Consider the following 14,955-nt stretch of genomic DNA (forward strand, 5'->3'; position numbering starts at 1 on the left):
CGGGGGTGAGGGGGTTCTGAGCACCGCGCTGCATAGTTTACACAGCAGTACGGCTTCGCCGATCCCCTCACCCGAAATCGAAGATTTCGACCTCTCCCGTGAACGGGAGAGGTGGGGCGTTCTACGACAGCTCCCCGTGCCGGAAGCAGCAGGTCAGGTGGTCGTTCACCATGCCCACGGCCTGGGCGAAGGCGTAGACGATGACCGGGCCGCAGAAGGTGAAGCCTCGTTTCTTGAGGTCTTTCGACATCTGCTCGGAGATAGGCGTCTTGGCAGGCATGTCCTCGATCCGCTCGAGGTTCGTTTGTACTGGGATGCCGCCCCAGTAGCTCCACAGCCATTCGGAGAAGCTCTCCTTCTCCATGACCTCAAGCCAGGCGCGTGCGTTCTTGCGGGCGCCCTCGATCTTCAGCCGTGAGCGGATGATGCCGGGGTTTGCCAGCAGCTCCTCGATCTTGGCCTCGTCCCAGCGAGCGATGGCCTCCGGGTCGAAGCCGTCAAACGCCTCGCGAAAATTCTCGCGCTTGTGTAGGATGGTGCGCCAGGAGAGCCCTGCTTGGAAGCCGTCGAGGACCAGCTTCTCGAACAGGGCGCGGTCGTCATATTCGGGCACACCCCACTCGGTGTCGTGGTAGTGCTCGTAGAGAGCGTCGCCGTTGGTGGGCCAGGGGCAGCGGGTTGGGTTAGTCATCTCGTTTTCTTCTTAAAGAGATAGAACCACCGCCTGTTCTATCCCAAACTAACCAAGCCCCTAGACCTGCACTTACTCCGCATGCAGCAAAAACCAGCATCGTTTCTACATCCTGATAAGGAGGTGGCCGGAAAACAATTGAAGTCGCAGCGGTAGACAGTAAGCCACCGAGAATAGCGGTTGACCACCATCTTGGAGCAGCGAAGCGAAGATGTAGTAGCGCTAAAGGCAAACCCACGATAAAAATGAAAGGAAGGGCAACAATGAAGCCGATCATCAGTACGAGTATCGTCTGTTGCCCACTAGATGTATGAAATATAAGCGGTAGTGCCGCAGCGGCAGAACTTACAACGATACCAAGAGCGAAACGATTGGCTAAGCGCATAGTTGGTGTTTCATTTTTGCCAGCACTTACCCAAGATAAGCCGGCTTTCTGATCTTCAGGCTCAGATCGAACCCGTTGTGCAAGGCAAAGGCCTCGGCGCCTTCCAGCCGGTCCATACGCATGACCGCGAGACCCTCGCCGCCGATCATGCTCGTCACTGTGCCGACGATGCCCTGGCGCTGGCGCAGGGTCGTGCCGCGGGGGAGGTCTGCATCGCCGTAGACCTTCAGTGTACGCTTTCGCACCTCGCCCTTCCTGAACATGCGGCTGGCGACCTCCTGACCGACGAAGCAGCCCTTCTTGTAGTTCACTGCGCCCAAGAGATCGAGATTGGCGTCCATCGGGAAGATGTCCCCGGACTGGTAGTCGAGGCCGAACTCAGGCACGCCGAGGCGCCTCAGAAGGTGAAAGTAGGTGGGGCTCTTCGGGCCCGAAACCAACGGCCCCAGGGTGAACCAGCGGTGGCCCAGCCCGTCGAGGCGGGGGTCGAGGCCCGCATCCTCCGGCGCCTTGCCCTCCGGCGCGACAAAGACCCCGCCCGGCACCTTCTCGAAGGTGGCCTTACTGCGCATCTTGTAGAGGTTGAGCTGCTTGACCAGCGGTGCGCCCCGGCCCTGGAAGACGTCGATCAGGAAGCCATTGGTCAGACGGTGCAGGAACATCACGTCCATGACCTTGCCCTGGGGCGTCAGAAGGCAGGCGAAGACGATGTCGCCCGGCTTCCTGCCCGAGACGTCGGCGGAGAGGACGGAGTTGAGAAGCTGTTCGGCGTCGGGGCCTTCGGCACTGATGAGGTCCCGCGCGAGCGCTGTCGGCTGGAAACTCATAGGGGCGGCAGGCTCTCCTCTTCGACCGCGGTGGAGCGGCCCACCGGCCTCAGCTCGATCACGGCGTCCTTGGCACCCAAGGGCACGGTGAGGCGCACGGGGCGGTAGCCGAGCTTGGCGATCTGCACCTCCACCGTCATGCCGTAGTCGATGCGGCAGGGGGTGAGGCACTCGCCGTGGGGGTAGGTGAGGGTCGCCCCGGTCGGCAGGCTGTCGATCACCACCCCCGGCACCGGCGCCTCGTCCTTCGGCCGCGCGAAGCTCAGCCCCTCGGGCAGGCTGACGGTCTGGCACGCGGCCAGCGGTAGAAGGAGGAGGGGCAGAAGACGCTTCATGGCGCGGGCAGGGGCTCCTGGTTGGCGGCGGCGAAGGCCTGGTCGAGATCGGCGGTAAGGTCCTCTATCGCTTCTAGCCCGGCATGGAAACGCAAGACTTGTCTCTCTTCGCGCCACGCGCCTTGGGAGCGGCATGTCGCGGGCCAGGCCGGAAGGCAGAGGCTCTCATACCCGCCCCAGCTATAGCCCAAAGCGTAAAAGTTTAGTTTGTCGATGAACCGTCTCGTATAGGCCTCGTCGCCCCGCTTCAGCACCACCGAGAAGAGCCCCGAGGCGCCGGTGAAGTCACGCTTCCAGAGCTCATGCTGGGGGTGGCTGGGAAGACCAGGGTGGAGGACGCGGGCGACCTCCTCGCGCTCTTCGAGCCAGCGGGCGAGAGCGAGGCCCTGAACCTCGTGCTCGGCGAGGCGGATATGCAGCGTCCTCATCCCGCGCAAAACGGTATAGACGTCGTCGGGCGAGGTGGCGTTGCCCAGAAGCTGCGCGGTCTTGAAGATGGTCTTGGCCGCCTTGGCCGTGCGGCTGGCGATGGTGCCGAGGAAGACGTCGGAGTGTCCGCCGAGGTACTTCGTAGCGCTCTGAATGCTGATCGTCGCGCCGAGCTGCAGCGGCTTGTAGAAGTGCCCCGCGCCCCAAGTGTTGTCCACGGTGACGGGGACGTCCCCCGCCGCCTCGCAGATGGCGGGCAGGTCCTGAAGCTCGAAGGTGAGGGAGCCAGGGCTCTCGCAGTGGATGAGGGCGGTCTTCTCAGTGATCAGCTTGCGGATGCCGCCGCCGATCAGAGGATCGTAGTAGCGGACATCGACGCCCCTTGGCGCCAGGTACTGGTCGCAGAAGGCCCGCACCGGGTCGTAGGTGCTGTCCGTGACCAGAACCTCCGTACCCGGCTTGGCGTAGGCGAGGATCGCCATGTTGACCGCCGAGAGGCCGGAACTCGTCAGCGTGACGCCCTCGGCGCCTTCTAGCGCCATCACCGCCTCGCGCAGGGCTTCGTGGGTGTCGGTGCCGTGGCGGCCGTAATATTTGGGACGGCCCCGCCCGCGGAAATCGTCATAGGACGGAAAGACCACGGTCGAGCCGCGCTCGACGGCCGGGTTCACCATGCGCAGCCCCTCATGGGGGCGGCCGAGATGGCAGAGCTTGGTCTCGTCCTTCATCCGCGCCACTCAATCAGGCCCTTGGCCTGGTCGTAGATGGTGAAGCCTTCGCGCTGGTAGAGCTGCAGTGCGCGGGGGTTGTCGAGGGTGCAGGTCTCGATGATGACGCGCCCGCGGCGAAGCTGCCAGGCGAGCTCGGTGATCTCACGAAAGAACCAGCGGCCAAGGCGCTGGCCCTGCATATGGGGGAAGAGGCCGAAGAACTTGATCGCCGCCTCGCCGTCCTTGCGCGCGTCGATCTCGCCGAAACCTGCAGGAGAGCCTTCAGCATAGAGAACGTAGATATAGGTCTGCGGGTCGTCCGTATGCTTTCGCAGCGCCTCGTCGTTCATGTAGCGGCGCGAAATCCAGCGGTGCGGCTCGCCTACGCCGTTGAAGAGGAAGCGGTAGAAATCGGGATGCGGCTTCTCCGCCCGCATCAGCGCCAGCGCCCTGCCGGGGCGGGGCAGGGGGGTCTGCGCGCGGGGGCTCGTCTGCTCGAGGTAGCGGATCGTCACCTCGTGGCGCTCGAGGGGTTCGGGAGCTCTGGGGGCGGCGCTCATTGCAATTGCTCTAGCGTTTCAAAGGGAGGAAGACACCCACCGTGCTCTATCCGGATAGGCTTCTCGGTCTTAGACACACCTTGCCGCAAGCGGACTAAACTCGCAGTTACTTCCTCGATTAGGTCCTCATTCGCAAGGCAGACAGTGAGCACATACTCGTTGTTTCTATCGCTGAGCAGAAATGGCTGATACTTTGAAACGCGAGCTAGCCGACTGTGGGTCAACCATCCATCTTGAAGTGATGGAGAAGCACACTGTCCGTATAGGTAGGAAACGAACGATCCGCGCCAATCGTCTGCCTGTTCAAGAGATAGGGTGAAGCTGCAGCTGCCTGCCTGTAACGGCTCCGAAATCTCCATCGGTTCAAGACGGCCTTTGCCGGGAGAAAACATCACGGTGAGCAATAACAGCAGCAGACCAACCAGCCCTGCTAGTATAGCCCCTAGGAGGAAACCTGCCGTCTGTCGTAAGGCCCAAATCACGACATCCTCGTCCCGTTGGGCACCGGGGTGTCAGGCCCGGCCAACACCACCTCGCCGTTCTCGTCCTCGAAGCCCAGGACCAGCACCTCCGACACGAAGGGGCCGATCTGGCGCGGGGCGAAGTTGACGACGGCCATGACCTGGCGGCCCGGCAGGTCCTCAGGAGTATAGTGCTTTGTGATCTGGGCGGAGGACTTCTTCTCGCCGATCTCGTCGCCGAAATCCGCCCAAAGCTTGATCGCGGGCTTACGCGCCCCGGGGAAGGGTTCGGCGCGCAGGACCGTTCCTACACGGATGTCGAGGGCCTCGAAGGTGGCGAAGGGGGTTTGGGGCGTTACAGGCATGGCATTCTCCTCCCTTCGTCATCCCGGCCGCAGCGCAGCGAAGAGCCGGGACCCATGGACCGACCGCTGCTCTTGCACAAACCGGCGGGTCCATGGGTCCCGGATAAGCCTGCGGCTTTCCGGGATGACGGAAGGAAGCTTGTCACGCCATCCACCCCGGCACGGGCAAGCCCTTCTCGCGCAGGAACGCTGGGTTGAAGAGCTTGCTCTGATACCTGTTCCCATAGTCGCAGAGGATGGTGACGATGGTGTGCCCCGGCCCCATCTCGCGGGCGAGGCGGATCGCGCCAGCCACGTTGATGCCTGCCGAACCGCCGAGGCACAGGCCCTCTTCTTCGGTCAGCCTGAAGAGGATCCCCAGCGCCTCCTCGTCGGGAATGCGGTACGCCTTGTCGACCTTCACCCCTTCGAGGTTCGCCGTCACTCGGCCCTGACCGATGCCCTCCATGACCGAGGAGCCTTCGGTCGAGAGCTCGCCGCGCGTGTACCAGTCGTAGAGCTTGGCGCCGTAGGGGTCGGAGATGGCGATGGTCACTTCCCTTTTGCGCTCCTTCAGCGCCAGGGACACCCCGCCCAAGGTTCCGCCCGAGCCCACGGCGCAGGTGAAGCCGTCGACCTCGCCGCCGGTCTGCTCGAAGATCTCCGGCCCGGTGGTGCGGTAGTGCGCGTCGCGGTTGGCCGTGTTGTCGAACTGGTTGGCCCAGATGGCGTTCTCCGTCTCCTCGGCCACGCGGCGCGAATAGTGCACATAGTTGTTCTGATCGGCGTAGGGGACAGCGTCGACCTCGATCAGCTCGCCGCCGAGAAGCCTGACCGCGTCCTTCTTCTCCTCGGACTGGGTCCGGGGCATGACGATCTTCACCTTGTAGCCCTTGGCCTTGCCGACGAGGCAGAGGCCGATGCCGGTATTGCCGGCGGTCCCCTCGACGATGATCCCGCCCGGCCTCAGCGAGCCGTCGGCCTCGGCCGCCTCGACGATGCCGAGGGCGGCGCGGTCCTTCACCGACTGGCCGGGGTTCAGGAACTCCGCCTTGCCTAGAATGGTGCAGCCGGTCTCCTCCGAGGCACGGCGAAGCTTGATGAGGGGCGTGTTCCCGATGGCGCCGAGAACCGTGTCGTGAATGGTCATGGGCGCCACTTAGGGCGCAGCGCCGCCGGGATGAAGAGAGGGACTGCGAAAGGCTGTGTTGCCGCCGTGGTCGCAAGATATTGGCGACCTATCGCAAACCGCGTGCTGTGACATTTCTGCAACGACTTTTGGTTAACTTAGTGCTTCTCAGATGTGACAGATTGTCAAAACGTCCGAAAATATCACACCCTACCGCGGCGGTGGCATGTTCCGCCGCGGGGTGTCGGGGTGACCTCAGTTCACGCCTCGATTGATGAAGGGCAATATCATGTCAGGGAATAGAGACCTGCTGCGGCTCCTCGCCGCCAGCACGATGCTGACTGCGTTCGCGACGTCAGCCATGGCGCAGGACGCACCCATCGAGATCACACCGCAGGCCGAAGAAGCCGAAGAGCGCGGCGATGAGATCGTGGTGACCGGCTCACGCTTGCGCCGCAACGAGTTCAACTCCATCTCGCCGGTGCAAGTCATCGACGCCGATACGTCTCGCCTTTCCGGTCTGGCGACGGCGAGCGATTTCATCACCCAGTCCCCGGTGGTTACTGGTGCGCAGCTCGACAGCTCGATCAACGCCGGCTCGCCGACGGCTGCCGTTGAAGGCGTCGGCGCCGGTGGTGTCGGTGCCAACAACGTATCGCTGCGGGGTCTCGGCCCAGAGCGCACACTGCTTCTCGTGAACGGCCGCCGCCTGGCGCCGTCCGGTGTGCGCGGCGCGCCCGTCGCCCCCGACCTCAACCTGATCCCCGGCTTGGCCGTCGAGACGGTCGAGCTTCTCACCGATGGCGCCTCCTCGATCTACGGCTCCGACGCCGTGGCAGGTGTGGCCAACATCATCCTGAAGAAGGACTTCGAAGGCTTCGAGGTCGCCGGTCAGTGGAGCCAACCCTTCGAGGATGGCGGCCGTGTGGCACAGATCGGTTTCTTGGCCGGTACGGGCAACGACCGCGGCAGCGTCATGTTCGCGGGTGAGTACTTCCACCGCGAAACGGTGCTGGTCGGCGACCGTCCAGACTTCAATGACTGCCTTCGCGACATCGACCTGGCGGATAACGGAGAGATCTTCTCGGTCTGCGCGGATGCCCGCCCGGCCAACGCCGCCGTCACCCTGCCGCAGTTCTTTGTCTACAGAACGCCTGGCTTCACCAGCGACGGCCTGCCCGAGGGCTTCTCCACCAACGCCGACCTCGTGGCGCGGGGCATCAACCGCCGTACCTTGGACGTATACGGCCTTCAGGACGAGGAGCGTGCGACCCAACTTCTGGCCGGTGTCGAGCGCTATAACATCTTCACCAGCGGCGACTACGAGATCATGGAGAACCTCGAGTTCTACTTCGAGGCCTCTTTCGCTCAGCGTACGGTGGAAGAAGATCTCACCAACGAACAGATCTTCCCCGGCGTTCCCGGCCTGATCCCGCAGGAAGACGAGAACGGCAACATCATCGTCGATGTGGACGACGTTGACGAGGACGGTGACCGCAACGAACCGCTTCTTGTCGACAACCCGCTCAATCCGTTCGCTGGCGACGCGCTGCCGGTGGTGTCGAGCCTGTCCCTTCCCCAGGAGCGTGAATCGACCGTCTCGAACCTCCGCCTGGTCGGCGGGTTCACCGGTGACATCCCGCCGCTTGCGGACAAGAACTGGGTTTACGACGTCGGTCTGACCTTCGACCGGTCCTACGGCACGGCTACCCAGCCGATCCTTCGTGAGGACGCGCTGCGGCAGTCCCTCGACACGCTACGTCTCGACTCCGATGGCAACCCCATCTGCGGCACGCCGCGGACGGCCTTGACCTTCGGCTTCCTGACGCCTGAGGACTGCGTCGTCGTCGACTTCTTCAACGACAGCCTCTACACCATCACGGGCGGTATCGGCGACTTCGCCACCCCGGAGGAGCGCGACTTCCTACGTGGCCGCGCGTTCAACACCACCGAGATCGAACAGCGCCAGGCCTACGGCCTCTTCACCGGCGACATGTTCGACATGCCTGCCGGCACGGTCGGCCTCGCCCTCGGCATCGAGTACCGCGAGCTGGAGATCGAGTCGCTCAACGACATCGTGCGCCAGAACGGGCTCGCCGCTTCGGAGGTTCCCGACATCGAGAACGACACGATCGGCCGTACCTGGCTGTTCGAGGTCTTCGGCGAGACGGAAGTTCCGATCCACGAAACCGTCTCCGTCAACCTTTCTGGCCGGTACACGGAAGAAAAGAACTTCGGCAACAAGTTCACCTACTCGGTGAAGGGTAATTTCGAGCCCACCGATTGGCTGCGCTTGCGCGCGACCTACGGCACCACCTTCCGTGCTCCGAACCTGCGCGACCAGTTCCTCGCAGGCCAGGCAGGCACGATCGGCGGCGGTAACGACCCCTGCCTTGTTCCGAACGACGCCAATGACGGCGGCACTTACGACCCGACGGGCGACCAGCGTCCGCAGGCCCTCCTCGACCAGTGTGTTGCGGACGGTGCCGACCCCACGGCTCTCGGCCTGGGCGCCGTCACGGGCATCCCGATCCAGACGGGCGGCTCTGTGGACCTCGAGGCGGAGACTTCGGACAGTCTGACGGCCGGTGTCGTGTTCGATGCCAAGCCGTTCACCGACGCCTTCGATTTCGACCTCTCGGTGACCTATTTCGAGATCGACATCGAGGACACCGTGCAGGAGACCTCCGCAGCCGGAACCCTCGGGGCGTGCTACAGCGCCAATCCCGACCCGAACGCCTGTGCCCGCGTCACACGGAACCCCGGCTCGGGTACGGTTTCCCTCGTGAGGGCGCCGTTTATCAATATCGGCTCGGTCAAGACCTCCGGTATCGACTACGTGGCCCGTTTCGGCATGGACCTCGACGGCTTCGGCGAGACCTTCAACGACACCCGTCTCGGTCTCACCTTCGCCGCCACCCAGACGCTGGAGTACGATCAGGACGTCGATCCGAGTGACGACTTCGTGGAGAACTTCGCTGGCACGATCGGCTTCCCGGAGTTCAGCTTCCTGAGCAATATCACCGTCGAGAGGGGAGCGTTCACCGGCCTGTGGCGCTCGCGCTACTTCGGCAAAGGTCAGCAGGAGGCATCCGACGACTTCGCCGACACCACCGGTGACGAGTTCGGCGCCACGGCCTGTGACATTGCCGGCTATGTCGGTCAGTGCCGCGACGTGGACTTCGTCGACAACTACGTGATGCACGACGCTTCGGTGAGCTACGCCGCCGACTCCTGGACCATCACGGCCGGTGTGCAGAACGTGTTCGATGCGGCCCCGCCGCTCGTCGACCAGGGCGAAGCTCCTGCGCGGACGAACATCGTCGTGCAGTCCGGCTACGACCTGATCGGTCGCCGCGCGTTCATCAACGCACGGAAGACCTTCTAAGTCTGAAGCTACGACGCCCTGCGGAGTTGTCTCCGCAGGGCAAGCTAAAAGGCCCGCAAACCTGACGAGGTTTGCGGGCCTTTTTGTTGGTGAAACTCGTATCTAGAGCAGCGTGGAGATCAGCCGCCCTTCTTGCCGAAGGGGCTGGAGACCGGCTCCATGTCGATCTTGGGCATGGGCGCTTGAGCGGCGGGGCGGCCGGGGGCTTGCGCCTGGCGCTGTCCGGGGCCTGCGGGGGGCACCTGGCCTGCGAAGACCGCGATCATGGTGCGGGTGTCCGGGAAGCCGGTGGCGGGGAGGCCCATCTGGGTCTGGTAGGCGGCGAGAGCCTTCTGGCTGCCGGGGCCGAAATCGCCGTCCACGGTGATGGCCTGACCGCTATCCTTGAGGCGCTGCTGCAGGCGGCGGATGACCGTGGGGTACATGGCCGTCTCCTGGCCCGCGACCTTGATCGGCCTCATCTGCTCGGCCTTGGTCACGCGCTCGCCGCCAAGCCCGCGGATGAGCTGGGTGGCGGCGACGGCCACGGGCTGCTGGGGCATCTGGTTGCAGGTGGCGGCCAGCGCGTTGGCCAGCACCTGGTCGTCCTGCCAGCTCACGAGGTCGTAGGCGCCGTCCATAAACATGTTGGCGGCGGAGAGGTAGCCCGAAAGCCAGGTCATCACGAGGGGCGCTTCCTGGCTGCCCTGCTCGGCGGACTGGAGGAACGCGCCGCAGGGAAGAAGGCCGATGCCCTTCACGGCGTAGCGGCCATCGGGATCGCCTGCGTGCGCCGTGCCCAGCATCGGCAGTAGGGCTGCGGCGGCAAGAACGGTCTTCTTCAGCGAAGGCATAAAACAGCTCCTCAACTCATGGGGCGTCTGGTTCTGCGTGATCGAATGGATCGGCACCCCGCCCGAAGATGCCCCCTGCGGCCGCTCTTTCAACACGAGAGCGTTACAATTTCTAGGTGGTGGAGATGGGGAATTGGAAAGGCGTTCGCGGGTGTGCTCTTCCGAAAGGGCCGCGGATCGCCTATCTGCCGCGGATGGAACCTGTCTCGCTCAGCAAAGCCGCTGCCTCCCTCGACCTCGGCGTGCCCAAGGGCTCGCGTGTGGTCGTGGCCATGTCCGGCGGGGTGGACAGCACGGTCACGGCGGCCCTGGTCAAGGCGGCGGGCTACGATGCCGTGGGCATCACCCTGCAGCTCTACGACCACGGGGTCGCCATCCAGAAGAAGGGTGCCTGCTGCGCCGGCCAGGACATCGCCGATGCGCGGGCCGCGGCCGATCAGATCGGCATCCCCCACTATGTCCTCGACTATGAAAGCCGGTTCTCTGAAGCCGTCATGGAGGACTTCGCCGACACCTACCTCGCAGGGGCGACGCCGATCCCCTGCGTGCGCTGCAACCAGAGCGTCAAGTTCAAGGACCTCCTCGGCACGGCCCGAGACCTCGGCGCCGAGGCCATGGCGACGGGGCACTATATCCGCCGCGAGCTGGGGCCGAGCGGTCCCGAGCTTCACCGGGCAGAGGATGCAGGCAAGGATCAGAGCTACTTTCTCTTCGCCACCACGCGGGAACAGCTCGATTTCCTGCGCTTTCCCCTCGGCGCCTACCCGAAAAGCGTGACCAGGAGCCTCGCGGGGGAGATGGGGCTGGCGGTGGCCGACAAGCCGGACAGCCAGGACATCTGCTTCGTGCCGGAGGGCAAGTACACCTCCGTGGTCGAACGGCTGCGCCCAGGCTCGGCCGAGCCAGGTGAGATCGTCAGTAAGTCAGGCGAGGTGCTGGGCCGCCACGCAGGGGTCATCCACTACACGGTGGGCCAGCGGCGTGGCCTCGGCATTGGCGGGATGGAGGAGCCCCTCTACGTGGTCGGCATCGATGCGGCGAAGCGTCAGGTCATCGTCGGCCCGCAGGAGGCGCTGCTGACGAGGCGTGTGCTGCTGAAGGAGCTCAACTGGATCGGCGACGGCGCGGACATTCCCGACGGTTTGCCGATCAGGGTCAAGCTTCGCTCCACAAGGCCCCCGGCCCCAGCGCGGCTAGGGGTATTGGGCGGACAGCCCTATGTCGATCTGGAGACGCCCGAGGCGGGGGTCGCGCCGGGCCAGGCCTGCGTCTTCTACGGGGCTGAAAGCTCGCGCGTGCTTGGCGGCGGATGGATCACCGGCACGGTGGCGGCCGCGGACATGCCGGAGCGATCCGCAGCCTGAGGAACGGCTAGTCGTTCAGCTCGAGACCGGTCGGCTTCTTCGGAAGGTCCATCTCGGGCAGAGCGGTCGTCTCCGACTGCGCCTCCAGATGGGCGGCGATGGCGTGGGCGGCCTGATCGTCGAGGCGGGTGCCCGGCTCCGCCGCGCCTGCGGTGAAGTCGGGTGTCTCGGCAAGATCGCCCTCCGTCTTCAACGAGACGCTCTCCAGTGGGGGAGCGGAGCGGAGGGAACGGCGGGCGAGGTCGCAGGACTGGCCGATGGCGGCCCCGAGGCGGTCGAGCTGCTCGATATAGAGGTCAAACGGGTTCATGATGGCTCCTTGTCCAAGCGCCATTCTGCGCCTTCTCGCACCTGCAGCATACACCGTATGCTGTAACCTAGCCGGAACGTGAGTCCCGCTTCAGGCGACCCATTCGGCGAGGCGCGCATCGGTCAGCGCGGGCTCGAACCCCGGTACCGCTGGCTCCTGCTCGGACGCGCGAGACAGGCGGGTCAGGATGCTGTCCGCATGGGCATTGAGAAGGCGCAGGCCCTCCTCGCGGTGCTCTTGGGTAGCACCGGAGGCCGGGTCCTGCCGGGCGAAGACGCTCGGCGCCATCATCATCCGCCAGAAGCTCATCTGAAGGTCGAAGCAGCAGCGTTGACTGTCGAGAAAGGAACAAAAGACATCCTGAGCCGGATTCTGTTCCGCGGTTTCTTTCTGGTTTGTCATGACTTGCTCCTACCTGCACTGCAAAGAACGCCCTCGGCACAAGAAAAGCAACAGTGAACAAGTCACATAGTGTGGAACCAAAGGGGCGCGAAACGTGCGCAAGCGCCTGTTGAAGCGCGTGGCGGGCGCTGCCATAAGCCGCGGCGAAACCAGACCGGACGGCTGCCATGAACATCCACGAGTACCAGGCCAAAGAGCTTCTGAAATCCTACGGCGCGCCCGTCGCGAACGGTGTCATCGTCATGAACGCCGCCGAGGCCGAGGCGAAGGCGAAGGAGCTCCCCGGCCCCCTCTGGGTGGTGAAGGCGCAGATCCATGCAGGCGGCCGCGGCAAAGGCCACTTCAAGGAAGCCGCCGCTGGCGAGAAAGGCGGCGTGCGCCTCGCCAAGTCCGCCGAAGAGGCCGCCGAGCAGGCGAAAAAGATGCTAGGCAACACCCTGGTCACCATCCAGACCGGCGAAGAGGGCAAGGAGGTCGGCCGTGTCTATTTCGAGGACGGCGCCGACATCGAGAAGGAGCTCTACCTCTCCGTCCTGGTCGACCGCGGCACCGGCAAGGTGGCGTTCATCGCCTCCACGGAAGGCGGCATGGACATCGAGGCCGTCGCGGAAGAGACCCCTGAGAAGATCGCCACCGTCACCGTCGAGCCGAAAGACGGCGTCACTGACGAAGTCGCCAACAAGATCGTCAGCGCGCTGAAGCTCGAAGGGCAGGGCGCCGATGACGGCCGCGAGCTCGTGCGTACCCTCTACAAGGCCTTCACCGAGAAGGACATGGCGATGCTGGAGATCAACCCGCTGATCGTCATGCCCGACGGCCGCCTCAGGGTGCTCGACGCCAAGGTCGGCTTCGACCCCAACGCCTCCTTCCGCCACCCCGACATCGAGAAGCTCCGTGACGAGAGCGAAGAGGACGAGCTGGAGCTCAAGGCCAACGAGTTCGACCTCGCCTATGTCAAGCTCGACGGCAATATCGGCTGCATGGTCAACGGGGCCGGCCTCGCCATGGCGACCATGGACATCATCAAGCATTACGGCGCCGAGCCCGCCAACTTCCTCGATGTCGGCGGCGGCGCCACCAAGGAGAAGGTGACCGAGGCCTTCAAGATCATCACCTCCGACCCCGGCGTCGAGGGTATCCTGGTCAACATCTTCGGCGGCATTATGCGCTGCGACGTCATCGCCGAGGGCGTCCTGGCCGCCGTTCAGGAAGTCGGCCTCAAAGTGCCGCTGGTGGTCCGCCTGGAAGGCACCAATGTCGACGAGGGCAAGGCCATCATCAACGGCTCCGACCTCGACGTGATCTCGGCCGACGACCTCGAAGACGCCGCCAGCAAGATCGTCAAGGCGGTGAAGGGGTAGGCCTCCGCCGAGTAGAAAATCTCGTGCCCCTGGCGCTTGCAATCAGCGTGTAAAGACACCAGCATTGCAGGACGTTCAGGGGATTTGGAGACGGTGGTGGAACCTATGTCGAGAAGGCTGCAGACAAGCTGGTCATGGACCTTGATCAGCTTGTTGCTCCTGGCGCTGTGCTTCGATCAGGCTTCGGGTCAAGATAGGGATCGTCTCGAACTCTTCGAACCGCGACCCACGAACAGTCGGGATATCGACTACACCGTCTTCAACGAGTTCTTGGAGACCTACGTCCTCAATACGGGACCTTCTCTACGCAAGCGGTTGGGTCCGCCTCCGAAGGTGACGGGGACGAACACCCGGCGCGGCCATCACTCTCCGTACAGGCTTGAAGGCAACAAGATCGTCTTCTCTTTGATGGCCGTTCCGGAGCGAGGCCTTCCACGCGAGTATGTCGACACACTCGTCAAGATCGCCAACCAAACCGACCTTCAGGCCTTTCCCCGCAACGAGCAGTTGGCGTTCTGGTTCAACCTCCACAACATGCTGGTGATCAGGGAGCTTGCCGAAAACTATCCTGTCCCGCGGCCCGGTGCCATCAAGCCGAAAGGCAACAGGGAGCGGCTGCACCAGGCGAAGCTGGTGACGATCCGCGGCGTCGATCTATCGCTCGAAGATATCCGTATCGGGATTGTCTATCGCTACTGGACCGACCCCAGGGTGATGTACGGCTTCTTCCATGGCGATATCGCCAGCCCCAATATTCGATCGGAGGCGTGGAGCGGCAGGAACGTGTCTCGCCACCTCAGTGAGAACGCCACCGAGTTCGTCAACTCCCTACGAGGCATCAACGATACGTTCGGATCCGTTCGCGTGTCGCCTATCTACAAGGAAGCGGACGGGACGCTGTTCGATCCATGGGAGCCCAGCCTCCGTCAGCATCTCATGCGGTTTGCCGACGCGGAGGTACGGTTAGTCGTCAGCGGTGCCGAACGCCTTCGCGTCGGGAATCGCGAGACCGCCATCGCCGACCTTGCAGGGGGCTACCGAGAGGTCGTGAACAGCCCCATTCAGATGGCGGAGTTCGGCGGCGGGTTGGCAACGAAACTTCCTCCGAGCGCGGTCGATCTCAGGCGCGAGATCTACCGCAAGAATGTAGAACTCTACCAAACCCGTGGCCGTGTCGTGATCGTCGATGAGGGTAGCGAAGTCTCCAGCGAAGGGGACAAGGTAGAGTAGCGTCCGGACCGGAAGCCAGCCCGTAGGACGAACCACGAAACTTCCGGTTTTCGTCCTGTCGACGGTTTGTCGGTGCGGGTAGTGGTCCTGACGGACGGTCTATCCCATCCGTGCTACACGGAAGGCTTGTCAGGACAGAGGTCCGGGCAAGATGAAGCTGGATCGGTTCCCTGCTTCGAGCTGGAAACCCCTAGAG

General features: G+C 63.8%; 15 protein-coding genes. 4 read left to right on the forward strand and 11 right to left on the reverse strand.

The annotated features are described in order from the left end of the window. Positions 1-121: 121 nt before the first annotated feature. The 8 genes from NOG11_RS07865 to NOG11_RS07900 form a co-directional block, all read right to left on the reverse strand. Complete coding sequence (locus NOG11_RS07865; RefSeq protein WP_256619176.1) at positions 122-691, reverse strand: DNA-3-methyladenine glycosylase I; 570 nt, start codon at positions 689-691, stop codon at positions 122-124. Continuing rightward, on the reverse strand, positions 684-968 hold the full coding sequence (locus NOG11_RS07870; protein ID WP_256619177.1) for a hypothetical protein: 285 nt from the start codon (positions 966-968) through the stop codon (positions 684-686). Before NOG11_RS07870 ends, NOG11_RS07865 begins: the two co-directional genes overlap by 8 nt. Before the next feature lie 134 nt (positions 969-1,102). Next, on the reverse strand, positions 1,103-1,903 hold the full coding sequence (gene ygfZ / locus NOG11_RS07875) for a CAF17-like 4Fe-4S cluster assembly/insertion protein YgfZ (protein WP_256619178.1): 801 nt from the start codon (positions 1,901-1,903) through the stop codon (positions 1,103-1,105). Next, positions 1,900-2,238, reverse strand: a complete 339-nt coding sequence (locus tag NOG11_RS07880) for a hypothetical protein (protein ID WP_256619179.1) — start codon at positions 2,236-2,238, stop codon at positions 1,900-1,902. The genes ygfZ and NOG11_RS07880 overlap by 4 nt, the downstream gene beginning before the upstream one ends. Continuing rightward, the gene (gene metC / locus NOG11_RS07885) at positions 2,235-3,395 is read right to left on the reverse strand and encodes a cystathionine beta-lyase (protein WP_256619266.1); all 1,161 of its coding nucleotides are present in this window, start codon (positions 3,393-3,395) and stop codon (positions 2,235-2,237) included. Before metC ends, NOG11_RS07880 begins: the two co-directional genes overlap by 4 nt. Next, positions 3,392-3,937: a GNAT family N-acetyltransferase gene (locus tag NOG11_RS07890; protein ID WP_256619180.1), complete on the reverse strand. Its 546-nt coding sequence runs from the start codon at positions 3,935-3,937 to the stop codon at positions 3,392-3,394. The genes metC and NOG11_RS07890 overlap by 4 nt, the downstream gene beginning before the upstream one ends. Before the next feature lie 478 nt (positions 3,938-4,415). Then, positions 4,416-4,763: a tRNA-binding protein gene (locus tag NOG11_RS07895; RefSeq protein WP_256619181.1), complete on the reverse strand. Its 348-nt coding sequence runs from the start codon at positions 4,761-4,763 to the stop codon at positions 4,416-4,418. A gap of 142 nt (positions 4,764-4,905) precedes the next feature. After that, on the reverse strand, positions 4,906-5,892 hold the full coding sequence (locus NOG11_RS07900) for a cysteine synthase A (protein ID WP_256619182.1): 987 nt from the start codon (positions 5,890-5,892) through the stop codon (positions 4,906-4,908). A gap of 268 nt (positions 5,893-6,160) precedes the next feature. Between NOG11_RS07900 and NOG11_RS07905 the strand changes: the two genes are divergently transcribed. Further along, positions 6,161-9,259 carry a TonB-dependent receptor plug domain-containing protein gene (locus NOG11_RS07905; protein WP_256619183.1) on the forward strand — a complete coding sequence of 1,033 codons (3,099 nt, stop codon included), beginning with the start codon at positions 6,161-6,163 and terminating at the stop codon, positions 9,257-9,259. A gap of 119 nt (positions 9,260-9,378) precedes the next feature. Here NOG11_RS07905 and NOG11_RS07910 read toward each other — a convergent pair whose 3' ends face one another. Next, positions 9,379-10,092: a peptidoglycan-binding domain-containing protein gene (locus NOG11_RS07910; RefSeq protein WP_256619184.1), complete on the reverse strand. Its 714-nt coding sequence runs from the start codon at positions 10,090-10,092 to the stop codon at positions 9,379-9,381. Positions 10,093-10,286: 194 nt separating this feature from the next. Here NOG11_RS07910 and mnmA point away from each other — a divergent pair, with 194 nt between their 5' ends. After that, positions 10,287-11,456, forward strand: a complete 1,170-nt coding sequence (gene mnmA / locus NOG11_RS07915; protein ID WP_256619185.1) for a tRNA 2-thiouridine(34) synthase MnmA — start codon at positions 10,287-10,289, stop codon at positions 11,454-11,456. Positions 11,457-11,463: 7 nt separating this feature from the next. Here mnmA and NOG11_RS07920 read toward each other — a convergent pair whose 3' ends face one another. Next, positions 11,464-11,766, reverse strand: a complete 303-nt coding sequence (locus tag NOG11_RS07920) for a hypothetical protein (RefSeq protein WP_256619186.1) — start codon at positions 11,764-11,766, stop codon at positions 11,464-11,466. A 90-nt stretch (positions 11,767-11,856) separates the two neighbouring features. Continuing rightward, complete coding sequence (locus tag NOG11_RS07925) at positions 11,857-12,168, reverse strand: hypothetical protein (protein WP_256619187.1); 312 nt, start codon at positions 12,166-12,168, stop codon at positions 11,857-11,859. A 167-nt stretch (positions 12,169-12,335) separates the two neighbouring features. Here NOG11_RS07925 and sucC point away from each other — a divergent pair, with 167 nt between their 5' ends. Both sucC and NOG11_RS07935 read left to right on the forward strand, forming a co-directional pair. Continuing rightward, complete coding sequence (gene sucC / locus NOG11_RS07930; RefSeq protein WP_256619188.1) at positions 12,336-13,529, forward strand: ADP-forming succinate--CoA ligase subunit beta; 1,194 nt, start codon at positions 12,336-12,338, stop codon at positions 13,527-13,529. A gap of 141 nt (positions 13,530-13,670) precedes the next feature. Beyond that, positions 13,671-14,759, forward strand: a complete 1,089-nt coding sequence (locus tag NOG11_RS07935) for a DUF547 domain-containing protein (RefSeq protein WP_256619189.1) — start codon at positions 13,671-13,673, stop codon at positions 14,757-14,759. Positions 14,760-14,955 lie beyond the last annotated feature (196 nt).

The sequence above is a fragment of the Parvularcula maris genome (genome assembly GCF_024505085.1).
GTDB classification, from domain to species: domain Bacteria; phylum Pseudomonadota; class Alphaproteobacteria; order Caulobacterales; family Parvularculaceae; genus Parvularcula; species Parvularcula maris.